The sequence below is a fragment of the Bradyrhizobium sp. HKCCYLS1011 genome, from assembly GCF_051167795.1.
GTDB lineage: Bacteria > Pseudomonadota > Alphaproteobacteria > Rhizobiales > Xanthobacteraceae > Bradyrhizobium.
Genome location: NZ_JBNPTT010000012.1, coordinates 251,387 through 270,181, shown reverse-complemented (window position 1 = coordinate 270,181; position 18,795 = coordinate 251,387). Strand labels below are relative to the sequence as shown.

At 59.9% G+C, this 18,795-nt stretch carries 10 protein-coding genes; all 10 read right to left on the bottom strand.

Features of this window, described 5'->3' with window-relative positions:
* Positions 1 to 33: 33 nt before the first annotated feature.
* The 10 genes from ACQR1W_RS33875 to ACQR1W_RS33830 all read right to left on the bottom strand — a co-directional run bounded on the left by ACQR1W_RS33875 (position 34) and on the right by ACQR1W_RS33830 (position 18,454).
* A complete protein-coding gene (locus ACQR1W_RS33875) occupies positions 34 to 1,797 on the bottom strand; it encodes a GspE/PulE family protein (protein ID WP_434854817.1) in 1,764 nt (587 codons plus the stop codon).
* Positions 1,794 to 2,627 carry a general secretion pathway protein GspK gene (locus tag ACQR1W_RS33870; RefSeq protein ID WP_434854816.1) on the bottom strand — a complete coding sequence of 278 codons (834 nt, stop codon included), beginning with the start codon at positions 2,625 to 2,627 and terminating at the stop codon, positions 1,794 to 1,796. Before ACQR1W_RS33870 ends, ACQR1W_RS33875 begins: the two co-directional genes overlap by 4 nt.
* A gap of 23 nt (positions 2,628 to 2,650) precedes the next feature.
* Positions 2,651 to 3,334: a prepilin-type N-terminal cleavage/methylation domain-containing protein gene (locus ACQR1W_RS33865; RefSeq protein ID WP_434854815.1), complete on the bottom strand. Its 684-nt coding sequence runs from the start codon at positions 3,332 to 3,334 to the stop codon at positions 2,651 to 2,653.
* Positions 3,331 to 3,855 carry a type IV pilus modification PilV family protein gene (locus ACQR1W_RS33860; protein WP_434854814.1) on the bottom strand — a complete coding sequence of 175 codons (525 nt, stop codon included), beginning with the start codon at positions 3,853 to 3,855 and terminating at the stop codon, positions 3,331 to 3,333. The genes ACQR1W_RS33865 and ACQR1W_RS33860 overlap by 4 nt, the downstream gene beginning before the upstream one ends.
* 12 nt (positions 3,856 to 3,867) lie before the next feature.
* Entirely contained in the window at positions 3,868 to 4,338 is a 471-nt protein-coding gene (locus ACQR1W_RS33855) for a GspH/FimT family pseudopilin (RefSeq protein WP_434854813.1), read from the bottom strand.
* Positions 4,335 to 5,555: a type II secretion system F family protein gene (locus ACQR1W_RS33850; RefSeq protein ID WP_434854812.1), complete on the bottom strand. Its 1,221-nt coding sequence runs from the start codon at positions 5,553 to 5,555 to the stop codon at positions 4,335 to 4,337. Before ACQR1W_RS33850 ends, ACQR1W_RS33855 begins: the two co-directional genes overlap by 4 nt.
* Positions 5,555 to 7,810 carry a type II secretion system secretin GspD gene (gspD, locus tag ACQR1W_RS33845; protein WP_434854859.1) on the bottom strand — a complete coding sequence of 752 codons (2,256 nt, stop codon included), beginning with the start codon at positions 7,808 to 7,810 and terminating at the stop codon, positions 5,555 to 5,557. Before gspD ends, ACQR1W_RS33850 begins: the two co-directional genes overlap by 1 nt.
* Positions 7,811 to 8,622: 812 nt before the next feature.
* Positions 8,623 to 12,219 carry an RHS repeat-associated core domain-containing protein gene (locus ACQR1W_RS33840; RefSeq protein WP_434854811.1) on the bottom strand — a complete coding sequence of 1,199 codons (3,597 nt, stop codon included), beginning with the start codon at positions 12,217 to 12,219 and terminating at the stop codon, positions 8,623 to 8,625.
* Between the two features lie 151 nt (positions 12,220 to 12,370).
* Positions 12,371 to 15,202 (bottom strand): FG-GAP-like repeat-containing protein, encoded by a 2,832-nt coding sequence (locus ACQR1W_RS33835; RefSeq protein WP_434854810.1) that lies wholly within the window; start codon positions 15,200 to 15,202, stop codon positions 12,371 to 12,373.
* 429 nt (positions 15,203 to 15,631) lie between these two features.
* Positions 15,632 to 18,454, bottom strand: coding sequence for an FG-GAP-like repeat-containing protein (locus ACQR1W_RS33830; RefSeq protein WP_434854809.1), 2,823 nt, complete (start codon positions 18,452 to 18,454; stop codon positions 15,632 to 15,634).
* Positions 18,455 to 18,795 lie beyond the last annotated feature (341 nt).

Genomic DNA, 18,795 nt, shown 5'->3' with positions numbered 1-18,795 from the left:
AAGCCGCGCTTATGCTCATGACGCATGTTTCCTTCAACCCATTCGTGTCGCACGCAACACCTCATCAATGGTTGTTTCGCCGCGCCAGACTTTCTGCACTCCCATTTCGTACATGCTCAACATGCCACGCTCGCGGGCAGCGCGTTCGATTGCAGCGTCTGACGCCTTCGAGAGCACGAGGCTTTGGCAGACCTCATCGACGAGCAGCATTTCGGCAATCGTCGAGCGGCCAGAAAACCCGACTTGACCGCACTCGGAACAGCCGAGCGGCTGGCGGATATCTGCCGGCCCGAGCGCTGCGATGCCCGGTAAGGCGCGCTCGCACGCCTCGCGCCAATACTCTGTCTGCCGATGGGTGCCCGTACAATGGGGACACAGCTTCCGAACCAGACGCTGTGCGATGACCCCCTTGAGGGTCGACGCCAGCAGATAGTTCTCCACACCGATATCGATCAATCGCGTGATCGCAGATGCCGCACTGTTGGTATGGAGCGTCGACAGTACAAGGTGGCCGGTGAGAGAGGCCTGAATCGCAATCCGGGCAGTTTCCAGGTCGCGGATCTCGCCGATCATGACGATATCCGGGTCCTGGCGCAGGATCGCCCGTAGCGCATACGGAAAGGTCAGCCCGATCTCTGCCTGGACCTGAACCTGGTTGATCCCCGGCATCTGGTACTCGATCGGATCCTCAACCGAAAACATCTTCCGTTCCGCGTTGTTCAACGCCTTGAGCGCGGTATAGAGCGTCGTCGTCTTGCCGCTTCCGGTCGGACCTGTGACCAGGATGATTCCATTGGGCTCCTGTAAGAGCTTTTGAAACGCAGCTATATGCCCGTCAGAAAAGCCAAGCTGCTTGAAGTCCAGCGCAACGCGATTGCGGTCCAGAATGCGCAGCACGACGCTCTCGCCGAAGGCAGTTGGAATGGTCGAGACGCGGAGATCGATGTCAATGCCGCGCACCGCGATCTTGATGCGACCATCCTGAGGCAGCCGCCGCTCGGCGATGTCGAGCTTGGACATGATCTTCAGCCGCGAGGTGATGGCCGCCCGCAGTCCCGACGAAAGCACCTGCGTTGACCGCAGCACACCATCGATGCGATAGCGCACCAGAACCTGATCGACATTCGGCTCGATATGGATGTCGGAGGCGCGCGCTTCGACGGCGTTGGCGATGATCTGGTTGACCAGACGGATGATCGGCGCCTCGCTTGCGATGTCACGCAACCGCTGGACGTCAACCTCGCTGGCCTCCGCCGAAGCCGACGGCCCTCCCTCTCTCTCGGCCTCTCTCGTGGCATAGAGCGCCTCGAACGCCCTTTCGAAATCGCTGACGGCAAAAAGCCGGACATCAAGCGCAAGGTCAGTCAGAAAGCTGATCGCGCGAACCGGCTCGCGATTGAAGGGATCGGTCACTCCGACCGAGAGCACGCCGCCTTCGATGCACAGAGGCAAAACCTGATTGCGCCGCACGAAGTCGGGCTCGATTATCTCCGGCAGCACCGGCTCAATCGGAAGGTCTGCGGAGCGCACCAGCTCCAGCGACAGGAACCTCGACAGCGCTACCGCAAGGTCGGATTCCGACACCAGGCCGAGCTTCGTCAGCACCCGGTCGAGCCGATCGCCGGTTTTCCGCGCGGCGCTGTCGGCGCGCTCCAGCACCATGCGATCGATGATCTTCTCGGTGAGAAGAAAGTCGCCAAAGTTCTGCTCCGGTCGGGCATCGTCCACCGACTGGACGAACGGCGAAGCTGCGCGTGGCTTGAGTAGTTGGAGCGATGCGCCGCGATTGCCGGTCACTTCGACCTCCAGTTCAACACCCAATAGGGCTGGTTCGGATTTTCCGTGAGCCGGATGGTAACTTCCGCGACGATCGCGCGCGAGGGCCGCGCAAATTCTGATCGGATCGTGAAGGCACGACCGCGCATATATGCGAGAACATCGCCGGCCAGCGCATCCATGATCGGCGGTCCGTTCTGACGCACGGCCAACGCAGCATCGACGGCCTGTGGCGTCATGCCGGGCATCACACGCAATACCTCGGGCGAAGCAACTTGAGGATCGACGAACTGGCGTCCAGAATAGACGGTCAAGGCTGGCGCTATTTTTCGATAGAGCTCCGGCGTCACGTCCATGACAAGCAGAAGCTCGTCGACGCTCTGAAACGGCCCGTTCCGAGGTCGATAAGCGCTGTTACGCGCGGCATAGTCCCGATCCTTGGCGCCATTGAGGTGCTTGAGCGGCGTCGCGATCCGCCAGTCGACGATCTTCTCCGCCATATTGTTCGCCGCATCGGCATCAAGGCCAGCGGATTGCAGCAGGCTGATCAGAAGCGATATATCGGCCTGGTTGAGGTCGATCTTACCCAGCTCGTCCTGAATTGTGATCTTGATAGGCGTGCCGTCAAAGGTGGCGTCATGCGGACGCCCGTCAGTCGGCCACCGGCGGTCAGGCGTTGGATCGAGCATCCCATCGACGGCCAGGTTCACGCCCGCTTCCACCATCGCATTGATGCCGGCCAGCTCAAGGTCGTTATGTGCCAGTCCGTAGGACACTCTGCCGGACCACAGCAGGGATGTCGACACTGCCGTCAATAGCGCGAGCGCCCATAGCACTGTTACCACCGGCATTTGCTTGCGCCCCGCGTCATCGCCTACCGTCCCCGGCAACGCATCGTAATCGGATCGTAAACGCAGCTCACATCCACCCGCACCCGCAAGCTGACCAGAAGCTCAGGCCAGGTCCGCGGGTCATTCGCACGAAACGCCACGCGCAGACGGACCAGACCCGGAATGTCGCTCTGCTTCTGCCAGCTGTCGTTCCATTGCCCGGACGCTCCCGGCTCCGGCGCGCCAAAATAAGCCAGCTCGGCGTGATCGATGTCGGAGACGAGCAATGTCCTTGTCGCCGAGACATCCTGTGCGCTCGCCAGCTCGGGCGTGGCCACCATCACGAGATCGGTCCGCTCGCGCGCATGATCAACGAACAACTTGAAGCGGAAGCGGCCGGCGCCTCCGGACACGCCCGGCGCATCGCTGAGGAACTCGACGGCTTCCTTCGTGCCTTCAAAATCGACCCGAGGCTGGATCGCATTTTCCGCTGACGTCATGGGATAGGCATTGCTCAGCAGGTGACGCAGGAGCCCCTGCGTCACCACGCTGCGCTGCAATTCGTCGGCGCGCGCGCTGCCACTGCGCCACGCCAGCACACCGAATCTGACATTGTTGAACAGCAACACCGAGACCATGCTGAACAACGCAAGCGCCACGATCATTTCGACCAAAGTGAAGCCGGCCTCGTTGCTCCTCCGGCTATATGGCTCGCAGGGCCGGCTCATGGCCTTGTAGCCCTGGGGCCCAACCGAAGCGTCGACAGTTCGAACGAGCGCTGACCGGCCCCTTCGTCCCAGCCAACCTGCGCGGACACCAGATAGAGCTCGATCCTGCGTTCTGCTCCCTCGCGCGACTGATGGTATGGGCGCATTATCAGCTGCCAACGGAACCCATGCGGGAACTCGCCGCTGCGCGCGCCCACTCCGACGGCGAGTTCAGTACCGACGCCAGCCAATAATGACTGCGCCAGCGACGCAGCTTCAGCGGTCCTCTCAGCAGTGCCGGTCCGACCGAGACCGCTCGAGATCATACCGAACAGAACGCTGAGCCCGACCAACAGCATCGCCAGCGCGACGATCACCTCGACCAAAGTGAAGCCGGCCTCGTCCGTCCGGTTCGAACGCTCCTGGACGATTGCACGACGTAGAAGCCTTGCCGGCATCGCGCATTGACGAATCCGCCTGACCAGCACGCCGGCCGCGGACCAGACCGGGCTAGCTGGCGCTGTCTCGACCGGACTCTGCATCACGATCCCCCTTCAGCACGTCGCTGCCGTGCGAACCAATCCCGTCAACCAGTCGACGCAAAGTCGAACCTGCTTTCCGTTCAACGCCAGTACGAGGTCTCCACCCGTTGACGATCCGTCCGGAAAAAACTGGAAGCCGCCCTCGGACGACGCCGAGCGCGTGGCCGCCGCGTAGGTCAGCTTGGCGTCGATGGTCGGCGCAAACGAGCGCATGGGGACCACAGCCGATCCGAATGTTCGGCGATCGACGTCCAGCTTCAGCGTCATGACAGCATTTTGCATGATCGCGGCCGCGCGCGTAGCCCGCAATGCGGCCGTGATCTCAGTCGATGCCGTCTCCAGCCGAAGCGTATCAGAACCGCTGGATAACAGCGGCATCGCCGTCGCCACCACAAGCGCGATGATTCCGAGAACGACCAGCATCTCGACCAAGGTGAATCCCGCCGTGGTGTCATGCCGATCATCGATCGCGAGCTTTGTCATCGTGCGGCCAGATCGTTAATGCTGAGCACGGCATTCATGACCGGCATGATCAGCGCGCCGACCATCAAGGCGATCCCGACCGTCAGCGCAGGTGTCAGTGCCGCCATGAAGCGATCGATGCTGGCCTGGATCTGCCGCTCCAGCATGAGTGCAACCCGCACCAGCATGCGATCGAGCTTCCCGGCCTCTTCGCCGACAGAAATCATCTGTAGCGCGATCGCCGGCAGCGTAACCTCGCTCCGCAACGCCCGGTGCAGCGCTGTCCCTTGTTGGATCGCTTCGATCACGCGATCGAGCCCGGCGCCAAGATGACGATTGCCGACGACGCCGCTTGCCGACCGGGTCGCCTGGACAAGCGGAACTCCCGCCGTCAGCATCGTTCCCAAGGTGCGGGTGAACCGCGCCGTCTCCTGCTGCAGCAGGAAAGTGCCGAGCACGGGCAGCCGGAGAACCAGCCCATCCAGACGACGGCGTCGCTCAGGCTCTGCCAGCGCCGCCGCTGCGGCGATGCCGCCGGCCAAGATAAGCGTAAACAGTACTCCCGCGATCTCGATCCAATACTCCCTGAGCGAGAGCATGACCTGCATGGTGACCGGAACCGGCTTGCCGCTTTGGGTAAAGATGGGCGCCATCGACGGCATAACCCCCCCGACGATGATGATCAGCGTCAAGAGGCTGAGCACGATCAGCATCGATGGATAGATCAGGGCTGATTGGATACGCGTGCGGACCTCCGCTCGCCGCTCCAAGAGCTCGGCGAGTTCGACCAGCACGTGAGCCAGCCGCCCTCCGGTCTCGCCGGCCCGCACGACTGCGACATAGTCCGCCGGAAAGACACGCGACTGCGCCTGCATCGCCTCCGACAGCGGCCGGCCGTTGAGCACCTCTGCAAGAAGCGCCTCGACCAATGTCCTCAGCCGTACCGAGGTCGCCTGCGTCTGGACGATCCGCAAGGCATCATCCATCGGAATGTCAGCCGCGCACAGAATGGAGAACTCACGCGTAAACGCGACCAAGTCGGCGCGCTGCGCCCCACCCCCGAGCGTGATCTCGCGATTCCACCATTTTGTGCCGGCGCTATCAGTTGCTCGCAGATTGAAGGGCGACAGCCCTTGCCCCCAAAGCGCATCTTGAGCGGCGTCAGCACTCGCCGCCTCGATCGTCCCCTCGGCAAAGGAGCCGTCCAGACCATAGGCGCGGTAACGAAAGCGCGGCATCAGTCCAAGATCCTGCGTCCTGTGGCTTCCAAGTTGCGCGCCGGCACCCGGCGATGCGGCCCTTCAATCGCCATGTAGCGCCGGTATTCGTCGGTGATCGTTCGTGCCTCGTCCAGGCTGCGGATGACATGAGGACGGATGAGCACGATCAGCTCCGTCTTCGTCAGCACATTGTCCTTGTTGCTGGCTGCGCTGCCGAGGAAGGGAATGTCTCCAAGGATCGGAAGCTGGCTGCGGCTGACGGACTTGCTGTCCTGGATCATTCCACCCAGCACCAGAGCGTCATTGTTATTCACGACCACACTGGTCTTGATCTTGCGCTGGCGGATCGTCGGCGAATCGATGTTCGATGACGTCGTGTTCGCAACGCTGGATACTTCCTGCTCGATATCGAGTAGGACGCGGCCGCTTTCGTTGATCCGCGGTGTGATGGACAGAATGACGCCCGTGTCCTTGTAGCTGACCGAATTGACGATCGCCGCATTCGACGTCAGCGTGCTGGTCGCCGATTGGGTCGTGATCGGCACCTGGTCACCGATCTGCAGCACGGCTGTCTTGTTGTCCATCACCGTCAGCGACGGCGAGGACACGATATTGACGTTGGTGATCTCGTTCAGCGTGCTCAGCGTCGCGGCGATCGAACCGGCCGCGAGCGCATACGAAAATCCGGGAAACACCGCACTGACGACGCCTGAAGACAACGTGCTGAACGTGGACTTCGATTGCTTGTTCTGCAGATACCATTGAACGCCGAACTGCAGTTCGTCATTCAAGGTCACTTCCGCGATCGTGGCTTCGATCAGAACCTGGTTGGGCATCTGATCGAGGCTTTCGATCACCCGGAGCACCCGCTTATAGTCTGCATCGGTCGCCTCGATCAGCACCGAGTTCTTGGCTTCGTCGGCAACGATCTTGACCCGTGGCCCGTCTGCATCGCTGTCCTTACCGAATTGCGCGACGGATACAGCGGCACCTGATGGGCCTGGCCCGGCCGATGATGACAGGCCGGGCGTCCGGCCTGCACCGCCCATCGAGCTGGTCCCCATCCCGAGGCCGCTGGTGAAAGCCGGACCATTTGCGTTCTGATTTGATGACGGCGCCGGAGACGACGACTGCATCGTCGCGTCCTGGTAGTTCGGCGCAACGGTCCGCCGCGACGCGCCATTGGCCGTGTCGGCAGCGAACATCGACTGCAGGACGTCGACGAGCTCCTGAGCCCGCCGGTTCTGCACGGCGTAGGTGAACAGCTGCTTCTCATTGCCCTCGGCCTGGGCGTCCAGGCGGTGGATCCAGCTCTCGGCGCGCCGCAGATATTGAACCTGCGGCGAGATCACCAGGATCGACCGCAGCCGCTTGTTGGGAATGAACTGCACCATGCCCGCCATAGGTCCGTCGCGGTCGGACGCGAACACGGATTTCAGCTCGCTCGCGATCGCGTCCGGCTGCGAGGTCTTGACCGGGATCACCGCGAACGACATGCCCTTCATGGTGTCGACATCGAATAGGGTGATCGCTTCCATCATGGCGACGATTTCCTGCCGATTGCCGGACAGCGTGATCATGTTGCGCGCGTCATCGACGCGGACCACGCCGCCGCGCGGCGCGATCGGCTCGATCACGCGCCGGATTTCGGAGGCCGAAACATATTTGAGCTGCACGACCAGCAGGCCGCCACCGACCGCCTCGCCGGAATCGGGATTGTCCTCTGTGCGGTAGGCGCCCGCAAGCGCGGTCTGATCGGCCGCGACAATGCGGTAGATGCCCCTGTTATTGACCAGCGCCGCATTGTTGGCGCGCAGCGCCGATTGAAACAGGTCGATGACTGTGGACTTTGCGATCGGCCTCGGCGTCTGAATCGTGATCTTGCCTTCGATGCCGGGATCGACCGTATATTTGACCGCAAGGATGTCGCCGAGGATCGTCTTCGCCGCCTGCGGCGCCGGCACATTGACGAGATTGATCGTCACGCCATCTGCGACCTCGTCGGAGGTGCCCGAGATCGAACCGGTTGCGGGATCGCCGACGAAGCGGCCGGAGCCTACGATGACCGTCGAGGAACTCCCTCGCGTATCAGCAAGCAGCGGCGAACCCGAGAGCCGATTTGATCGCCCCGAGGCGGCAACTTGCCTTATCGCAGCCTGAGCTTGGGCCGCTAACGTTGCGTCCGGACCCTGCGCCGAACTCCAGGCGAACGACGACACGCCCTCCTCGACCGTCTGGCACGCCGACAGCGCGAGCGCCACGGGGAGAACAATCAATCGATTTTTGCGAACCCCGCCGCGCACAAAATCACTCCGACCCCAAACAGCTCTGCTGCTCAACGACTAACAACTGCAGCTTAGAGAGTTTCGATCGCTAGAGATATTGAATGCTGGATGTGGCGTCGAGTCATGCACACCCTTTGCTGCAACACTTTGTGGGGAGCACGGTCTTACGCAACCTTAAGATGAATCTATCGAACACCGATTCGAGCCGAACTCCGCTTGTCACCACAAGGCCGCACAGGGCATTAGTGAGTTCGCTACAGGCGAACAGGTTTTCACGGTCCTAGCAAGTCAATGAATTAAAGCGCACTGTTGTCCGACCGCGGGAAGAGCAGCATTTATCGGGCCGACTGCTCATTAAATGCCAGACGACTCGTGGCTCGCGCTAGCCTACTAAGCCGAAGGAGGCCCCGATCGTGACGCCGTACCGCAGCACGATTATTCATGCGCTAGTCGCACTCTCTCGCATCCGTGCAAAGTCACTTTCCCGATTCGGCCTTTTACTGACGACTCCCACGTTTAGTTCTGATCCACGGCATTGTTGTTGACTCTTTTCTTTCTGCCTCCCACCCCTCCGGCATGTCTGCAACCTCGTGAAGAGTGGGATCGTGGTCCGTTAACACACTCACGATCACGAAGTTTCCGTCTAGGGCACTGGAATGATCTTGGTAGCCGCAGAGAAATTGCCACCCTCTTTCATGTATAACGAGCCGAGCGAGTCGTTCGTGGCGAAACACATGACCACAGCAAATTACACCAAGCCGACGATTAGAAAATTGAGAGACGATGGCCATTAGCGCTACTTACTCCCTCCTCCAGAGAGGCGGAAACCAATCCCGCCCGATCTCACGTGCACCCTTACTAAGATTGCATGGAACACACGCTAGGGCACCGTTGTTCGCCGCCGTTGCTCCACCTTTAGACCATGGGTCAATGTGATCATAGTGGTAATCGTCGGCTTTTTCACCGCAGTATTCGCAGCGCGGATCACCATCAGGTCCCCTAGCACGGTCCATAATTTCCTGCTTCTGAGCCTCCGAAAACTCTCTCCTTGGATCGTTTTGAACGAAATCGTCCTCCTTCTGCGCGCCGCCCTTCATCGGCATAATGTCTGGCCCGGTTGCCCAATCGGCGATGGCCGCAAACAGACCGCCTACCAACAAGCGCCCGGCGCCGGCAATCAGCACGTCGGCAGGACCGGTCTCAGCACCCGCGATACCGAAGACCACTCCGCCCACTGTTCCGCCGATCGTTCCCCATCGCAAAGCAGCCGCAGCGTTGTTAAAAAGATACCCAAACGCTGCCGTCACCGCTCCGTTGGCGAACTTTCCACCGCCGGCGACGGAAGCTAGACCTCCAGCAACTGCCGATACTACAGTTCCGCCTATTCTATCACCCAGGTTCTCCTGCGGATGCTGGAACACTGAGTTCGTAAGCGGCGACAATGCCGATCCGACTGCACTCGACAGGGCGCCTGATTTACAGTCGCCGCCAGATGCTACCGATGAACCGCAACCAACAAGCGCATGTCCGGCAACATTTTCGAAGTACTTGTCGCTACCGAATGCAGGCTGATGTCCCGTCAGGTTACCGACCTCGAAGAACGCCGCCGCTGTGACGCCGGCTATGAAGCCAGCTTTTAGCACTTGACCTAGATTGCCCCCCGAGAGTCCCGTCGCGATCATCGCACCACCCGCAGCCGATGCCACCGCGAGCGACATGCCGGCGAAGCCGATCCCGGGCAGCACGGCGTTGAGCAGGATGGTCGCGCCGATCTGCAGGATTGCCCTGGCGATGGCGTTGGTCTGGAAGAAATGGGTGACGGCCTTCACCGCGCTGCTGACCGCCTTACCGATCGCGTTCCAGAAGCAGCCGAGGAAGCAGTGGCCCGACGGATCGGTGAAGGTCAGCGGGTCATTGCCGACATAGGAATAGCGGTTCCAGCCCTGGGTGCTGAACGGGCTCTCCGTGATCGTGTCGGGACTGGTGAAGCGCGCCAGCAGCGGATCGTAGACGCGACCATTGAGGTGCACGAGGCCGGCGACCGACAGCTCCTCCTCGCCGGTGAAGCCGCGATTGGTCTGGCTGGTGATGCTGCCGCTGACATCGTCGGTGCCATTGACGTTACGCCGCTTGCCCCAGGCGTCATAGGAGAGCCGCTCGACCACCAGGCCGTTCTGGTCGGTGAGGACCGAGATCGAGCCGAGATGGTCAGTGTGAAAATAGCGCGTGGTCAGCGTCTCCGACGCCGTCTGCGTCACCCGCATGCCGACCTTGGCATTGCCGACCGACAAATAATCGGTCCATTTCTGCGTTACCTGGCCGGGGTTCTGCACCTCCGCCATCACGCCGAACGCGGCGATATAGAGCGTGGTTCCCTCCGGGGTCACCTGCTTGAAGCGCTGGTGCTCGGTATCGTCGACGAACGAGATCGTCCGCGTGCCCTGCGTGATGTTGGCCGGCTTGTTGTAGGAGGTGTAGACGATGCTGCGGCCCAGGCCCGAGATCTGGTTGCCGTTGGCGTCGTAGGTGAAGGTGGCACTGATGGTGCCGCCCGAGACGCTCATGACCGCATGCGGCAGCGGCTGCCCGGCGGCCGGATAGGTATAGGTGCCGACATCCGACTTCGACAGGATGTTGCCGGTCGCGCTGTAAGCAAAGGTCTTGACCAGCGGCGTCGGGTTCAGATTGGTCGTCGACGAGGTCAGCCGGCTCAGCGGATCGTAGACGAAGCTCTCGCTGACACTGGTGTTGGCGTCGCTGCGCGAGGTCAGGTTACCGAGCCGGTCATAGCCGAAGCCCAGATTCTGCACGGCATTGTTGACGCCGGTGGCGACGCTGGTCAGCCGTCCGGTCAGCGGATCGAAGCCTCTGGTCGTGACCAGGCCGTTGCCGGCGGTCTGCTGGGTGATATGCCCCTCGGCATCCATCGCATTCGCCGTCCAGTAGGACTGGGCGGTGGCATCGTCCTGCAGCTGATTGGCGAAGCCGAGGCTGTTGTAGCCGTAGCGCGCGGTGAAGCCGGAGGGATAGCTGACCTTGGTCAGCCGGCTGTTGGCGTCGTAGGTCGCCCCCATCGTGTAGGTCGCGCCATCGACGGTGGTCGCAACCTGGGAGGGCCGGCCCAGGCTGTCATAGCTGAAATTGCGGGCAAAACCGTTGCCGGAGCCGGCCGTGATGCTGCTCGAGGCCAGCTTGCCGATGCCGTTCGCCGCGCTGTCGTAGACCCAGACCGAGGTCATGTCCGGCTCGACCCGCTGCACCAGACGATTCAACTTGTCGTAGGTGAGACCGACGGTCTGCGCCTTGGCGTCGGTCTGACCGATCAGAAGCCCCAGCGTGTTGTAGCTATAGCTCCAGCTGCCCAGGTCAGGGTCGGAGCTTGCGATCTTGCGCCCGCGCAGATCGTAGCTCGCCGTGACCACATTGCCGTCCGGATCGGTGGTCTGCACCATGTTGCCGACCGCGTCATAGGCCGCCGTCAGGGTCTTGCCGAGCGCGTCGGTGACCGACACGATCTGGCTCTGGCTGTTCTTGGTCGTCGTGCGCGTCTGGTTCAGCGCATTGGTCTCGACCGTGGTCAGCCCGTGATAGGCCGCCTGCGACACACTGCCGTCCGGCTGCGTCGTCGTCACCACCCGGCCCAGGGTGTCATAGGTAAAGGTGGTGTATTGCGGCGTGCCGCCATTGGCGAAGTACGGCCGGCTGGTCTTGGTCACCCGTCCCAGCGCATCATAGGCCTTGGTGGCCTGGACGAGGCTGCCGTCGAAGCCCTGGGTCTGGCGCCCGATCTCGCGCTCCAACGCGTCGTAGAACACGGTCGCGACGGGCGCGATCACCGTGGTGCCGTCGGCCGCATAGGAGGTTTCCTGGACGAAGTAGCTCGCGCCGGAAAGACATGTCTCGGTGCCGCCATTGACGCCATTGCAGAAATGGTAGATCCACTTGCTCTGGGTGCCGTCGGGACGAACCTCCAGGATCTTGCGGCCGAAGCTGTCGTAGCTCCAGGTCGTGGTCAGTCCGTTTGGCCCGGTCTGGCTGGTCGGCAGCCCAAACCGCACGTCATATTGGATGCTCTCGCTCTGCCCCAGCGCATTGCTATTCGAGGTCGCGAACTGGCCGCGCGCGTCATAGCTGCTCGTACTGGAGCGGTTGACGATGTCGGCCCCGCTGACCGTGACCGACTGCTTGTGGCCGAAGGCGTCATAGACGTAGTCGGTCTGCAGCCGCAGCGACGGCGTATCCGGCTCGACCACTTCCTGGGTCAACAGACCGGACGCCGCATCATAGGCGAAGGACGAGGTTCGCGTGATGCTGCTCGAAGCCCAGCCCGGGCTCGACACCAGCAGCGCGATTGCAGCCACAACGGACGGCACAACAATTCTGGTCACGGTCTTCATGGCGCCAAGCCCCCAAGTCGCCGAAAGAAAATAGTCGTCGAAGAAAACTCGCCGGATACGCTCGATCGCGTCCTGATCGGTTCAACGCGAGACACAAACCCCTCTCGATCGCGTGGCGTGCCACGCGACCAACATCCTCACTGCCGCGCCTCTATGGCGCGACGCTCGTCACGGAAGCTCTGGTGAGACGGCCGAGATACCAGAGCGAAGGATCGTTACTGTAGGTGTTGAGGGTCGTCTTGCTGAAGCCATCCGGCGTCGACACGGTGACCTGCGTCGCGTTGCCATAGGCGTCATACTGGTTGGCCGTCGTCACCGTCGGCAGCGAAGAGCCGTCGAGATCCGTTCCGCTCGACACGTTCTGTGCAAGCGAAACCCGATACGGCGCGCTCGACGGACTGATCGTGGTCGTCCCGGCCGCGTTACTGAACTGATAGGTATTGGTCGATTGTTCCAGCGTCTGCCCGCCCAAGGTCCGCGTCGTGGACGCCACCATGCCGATATACGGGAAATCCTGCCGGAACGTCGTGGTGTCCGAGATCCCCGTCTGCAGATCCTTCACCGTCATCTGACGGAAGCCGAGCGGACCACGCCCTGACAGATCAACCTTGGCACCCCCGTAGCTATAGCTCGAGCTGTATTTTCCACCTACCCCGTTCGATGTATCCACACGTGAGACAACCGATAGAGGCAACTGAAGATCAACCGTAGGAAAGACGGCACTTGCATCCTTCGTATATGAGCTTCCTGGAGCCGACAGCGATTGATACGTAACTGACGTATTCGCGTTGAGCCCATTTGAGATCGAGTTGACCAGGTAGTACGGCTGTCCGATGCCTAAATAGCTGAACTGATTGTTTGCGCCAATAAAGGCGTAATCAGTCAGTCCGTCGCCGTTCAGGTCACCGGCTACGAGCCCGTAGCCATTCGTTGGCGGCGACCCAAATGCAAACCCATAAGGCAGCGGAGAAGTGTCCTTTAACGAAAACGTGCCATCACCATTGCTCAGAAACACTGATTGGCTTGCCGTGCCCAACAACGCGTAATCCGAAAGTCCATCCCCATTAAAATCGCCTGTTACCACCGAATAAGAGGCTGTCGGCGGCGTGCCGAACGGCCCTCCGCCTTGAATTGGGTTAGTGTGAAACTCGGCAAAGGTCCCGTCGCCCTTGCTCAGAAACACTGTCTGGCTCGAGGCACCGTTGAGGAGGTAATCCGCAGCACCATCACCGTTGAAGTCGCCGCTAACGAGCGCGTACTGACTGGTCGGTGGCGTCCCGAAAGTGCTACCGCTGGGAAGTGGATTCGTATCGACCCACGAAAATGTCCCATCACCTTTGCTGAGGTAAACGGTCTGATTGTGGTCACCGATGAATGCATAATCGGTCCGTCCATCAGCATCGAAATCACCGATTACAAGGGCATAAAGGCTCGTTGGCGGACTACCATACCCGGCGCCATTCGGCAGTGGATTCGTATCGACCTCCGAAAATGTACCGTCACCTCGACTTAAGAAAACTGTCTGGCTGTGCGCGCCTAGATAGGCGTAATCGGTCTTTCCATCACCATTGATATCCCCAACCATAAGCGCGTACAGCGCACTCGGCGGCGAACCAAAGCTACCCCCGCTGGGAATCGGATTGGTATCGACCACGCTGAATGTACCATCGCCTCTGCTCAGGAACGCCGTTTGATTGTGATCGCCAAGGAACGCATAGTCAGTCTTTCCGTCTCCATTTATATCGCCAACCATCAAATCATAAAGCGCGTGCGGCGGCGTACCATAGCTAGCCCCGCCGGGAATAGGATTGGTATCTACAGACGTAAATGTTCCGTCCCCATTGCTGAGAAACACCGTTTGATTGTGCGCACCCAGCCAAGAGTAATCGGTCTTTCCATCACCATTGAAATCCCCTACCAGCAAATCATACATCGCCGTGGGTGGAGTTCCGTAACCGGCCCCACCTGGGATCGGATTCACCACAATGGAATTAAAGCTTCCTGCAGCCGGAGTAGTAACGCCGATTATGTGCTCTGGAAGACATGAGCCATCTCCGGCGCACAACAAAATTGTGGTGAGCACGCTTACGCGAGGCACTCCACCATCGAAATAGCCGAGCTTGTAGTCATTTATCAGCGCATCACCGACGTATGTCTTGATGTCTGTGAGACGCACAGTCGAGCGCATCATCGAACCAGCTTGATAGCGAATTGGCATGTCGGGACGCGCAGCGTAGGACAAGCGGACAGAATTGTATGGGCTCACCCCAGCAGCTGAGTTACCGGTGTAGTCAATCCGCACCGGATAGAATTGTCCATTCGCTTGATCGTTCGTGTAACTGACTGCAAAATAGTTGGATTTTGTATCGCTGACTTTGCTGACAGCCCAAGCTCGCGCGGTGTTTTTGCCCTGCGCGAGGATCTGCGAATCGGGCGTATGGCCAAACTCCATAGTTTGACCGGACTTGGTATGGACTTCAAACCAAGCTGGTCCGTTGCCGGCAGAACCATGCGATATGATTCTGGAGAAGGTTTCGATCTCGGTCCGATACTCTGCACCATCAGCGCCATATGATCCGCTCGTAGCAACGAGGCGTTGCCCATCCATACAGAAGCGGTCGCTCATATTATATTTGACGCCTCCGAGCGATCCATCTTGCGCCATCGTTTGAGGACAGCGACCGATAGCCGGCAATCCGCCTAGGGCCCAGCCAACTCCAAGAAGACCATTGCTGGCTTGGCTGCTGTAGTCCAGAGATAGCGATGGCAGCACACCAGCCGATCCGGGTGGCAAGGCGATCGGCATAGAGTAAGTCGCCGCGCCGGCCTGGCTCACCGAGAACTGGCCGGATAGAGACATCACGCCAGAAAAGCTTAAGGTTGTGGACGTGGCCCAAAAAAAAGCCGCCGAAGCGACGACTACCCAAGGCCTCCGCTCCCGCACCAAAACACGCGGCTTCAGCTCTCGTTGCACCGACACCATCTCATGCCCCCGCATGGATATCCCCGTTGAACTACCGTATTGGAACATTCCGCCCCTATCGCCCTCAAGCATTATTGCAAATTATCCACAACGTGACGTTGCGATTGTAGTCAGATGACGGGAGATAACGCAGGCTACATTCCCGAACGGGAAGAGCCAAAGCGGCATCATAGACACACGACTCCGTTCGCATGATGCTGCTCGAGGCCCATCCCGGGCTCGACACCAGCAGCACGATTGCCGCCACAACGGTCGTTACGACAGTTCTGGTCACGGTCTTCATGGCGCCCACCCCAAAGTCGCCCAAAGAGAAAAGTAGTCGAAGAAAACTCGCCGGATACGCTCGATCAGGTCCTGATCGGTTCAACGCGAGACACTCCCAATCACGTGTGACCAGGCACACGCGATCGATATCGTCATCTCGTGCCGCTAGGGCGCGATACTGGTGACGGAAGCTCTGGTGAGACGGCCGAGATACCAGAGCGCCGGATCGTTGCTGTACGTATTGACGGTCGTCTTGCTGTACCCGTCCGGCGTCGACACGGTGACCTGCGTCGCATTGCCATAGACGTCATACTGGTTCGACGTCGTCACAGTCGGCAGCGCGGAGCCGTCGAGATCCGTCCCGCTCGACACGTTCTGCGCCAGCGATACCCGATAAGGTGCGCTCGATGGACTGATCGCGGTCGTACCGCTCGCGTTCGCGAACTGATAAGTGTTGGTCGACTGCCCCAGCACCTGGTTGCCATTTGACCGGGTCGTGGACGCCACCAGTCCGATATAGGGGAAATCCTGCCGGAACGTCGTCGTGTCCGAGAGCCCCGTCTGCAGATCCTTCACCGTCATCTGTCGGAAACCCAGCATTCCGCGGCCCGACAGATCCGCTTTCGCGCCGGCATAGGAATAGGACGAGCTGTATATCCCCCCCACCCCATTCGAGGTATCCATGCGGGATACGACGTAGAACGGTATCTGGAGATCGAACACGGGATACGAAGCCGAGTTATCCCTCGAATAGACGTTGGCGTTGGTCAGCGGAAGATAGGAGATCGACGTCGTCGTACCCAGCCCGGTGTTAGCCGTCACGATCAGATCGCCGATGAGTCCATTGCCCATGAAGACATATTGGTATGGGTACCCGTTTGCGTCGACCAAGAGGTAGTCCATCTTGCCGTCGCCGTTGAAATCGCCGACGATCGGAAAGTTGACGTTCGGCGTGTTGGCATTGATCGGGAAATTCCAGCCGTTCGGCAGGTTTTGGACCTGGCCTGAGAACGTACCGTCCCCATTGTTCATGAAGAGGTACTGATAAGGATAGCCGCCGCAGTCGATCACGACATAGTCGGTTTTGCCGTCACCATTGAAATCACCGGGAATGGGCAAATACGGCTGGTTCGCTTTGAAGATCCAGCCGTTCGGCAGTGTTTGCGTTTGTCCGGAAAACGTCCCATCGCCATTGTTGATAAAGACATACTGGTACGGGTAGCCGTTGGCATCGATCAAGAGGTAGTCGACCCTGTTGTCGCCGTTGAAGTCGCCGACGATCGGCATGTTGGCATTGGGGGTATTCTTGTTGATCGTGAACTTCCAGCCGTTCGGCAAGGTTTGGGTCTGCCCCGTGAACGTTCCGTCGCCATTGCTGATGAAGACATACTGATAAGGATAGCCGTTGCTGTCGATCAGCACGTAATCGGTCTTGCCGTCTCCATTGAAGTCTCCGGTGACCGGGGCGTTCATGTTCGGCGTGTTGCTGTTGTTGGGAAAATTCCAACCGTTTGGCAGCGTCTCGGTGATTCCGGTAAATGTCCCGTCGCCGTTGCCCATGAAGACGTATTGGTACGGATAACCGTTGCCGTCGACCATGAGATAGTCGGTTCGACCGTCGCCATTGAAGTCGCCGACGATCGGGGTGTATCTGAGGTTCGCGCTGAACTTCCAACCGTTCGGCAGCGTCTGCGTCAGGCCCGTGAACGTTCCGTTGCCGTTGCTCATGAACACGTATTGGTAGGGATAGCCGTTGGCATCGATCAGCAGGTAATCGGTCTTTCCGTCACCGTTGAAGTCGCCAACGATCGGCGTGTTCACGTTGGGTGTATTGCTGTTGATCGGAAAGTTCCAGCCATTCGGCAGTGTCTGGGTCTGGCCCGTGAACGTGCCGTCGCCGTTATTCAGGAACACATATTGATACGGATAACCACTGCTGTCGATCAGCAGGTAGTCGGTCCTCCCGTCACCATTGAAATCGCCTGTGATGGGAATGTATTTGGCGTCGGCCCTGAACTTCCAATCGTTCGGCAACGTCTGCGTGAGCCCTGTGAAAGTGCCGCTACCCGCGCCCGACTGCCATCCGAAACTCGTGGCCGGAAGGCAGGCACCATCTGCGGCGCATACGGCCACAGACGCGACTTCGCTGCGTTGCGTCGAATCGCTCTGCTGATACGCAATCCGGTAGTCGGCGACGAGCGACGAAGCGGCAAAGGTCTTGACGTTGGTGAGCCTGACCGTTGTCCTCACAATCGAGCCGCCCTGATAACCCTGAACGACGTCAGGCCGGCTGGCATAGACAAACTGCACCGAGTTATAGGCCGCGACATTCGCCGCGGCATTTCCCGTGTAGTCGACGCGACCAGGATAGGCCTGCCCGTTCACCGCATCATTGACGTAAGTCACCGTAAAGTAGTTCGACTTGGTGTCGCTGACCTTGTTGACGGCCCATGACCTTGCCGTCGTCTTGCCTTGCGCCAGAACGAGCGAATCCGTCGTGTGGCCGAACTCCATCACCTGACCGGACTTGGAACGGACCTCGAACCACCTGGGCCCCGTGCCGGCCGTTCCATGGGAAATGATCTTGCTGTAGCTGTCGACCTCGGTCCGATACTCCGTACCGTCAGCACCATAGGTTCCGCTAATCGCGATGAGCCGCTCCCCATCCATGCAGAAGCGATCATTGGCATCGTAGCTGACGGCGCCGAGCACACCGTCCTGCGCCGGCGTCCGCGGGCAGCGGCCGATCGATGGCAGTCCGCCGAGCGACCAGCCGATCCCCAGCAGCCCGTTTGGCCCCTGGCTGCTATAATCGAGCGACAGGGACGGCGCGACACCTGCTGCCCCCGGAGGTATCGCGATCGGAATCGAATATGTCGATGCGCCGGACGGGTTCACAGAGACCTGACCCGGCAGCGACATTGATCCAGCGTTACCTAAGGTTGTATTTGCAGCCAAAAAACACGCAGCCCAACCAGCAAGAAACAAACCCTTTCCCGCCCACGACCGAAATTGCGGTCGCGGCGCTCTTCGCACCGACACCATCACCCATGCCCCCGCATGAAACCCGTCGAATTACGGTATGGAACCGCACCCGTATTTTACCTGCAAGCGTCACGGTGAATTATCCACAACGTGACGTTGAGGTGACGACGGATGATCTGGAGATCACCCGGTGCCATATGCCTGGCATCATATTCAACGGCATGCATGAAAGAGGATTTTACGACGATCAGGGACCCCTTGCTGCGACGTCTTGAGGAAGGCCAGAACATGCCTTTCATCGCGTCGACGTCGACAGTGCGACCGCGTCCATCGTGGACGATTTG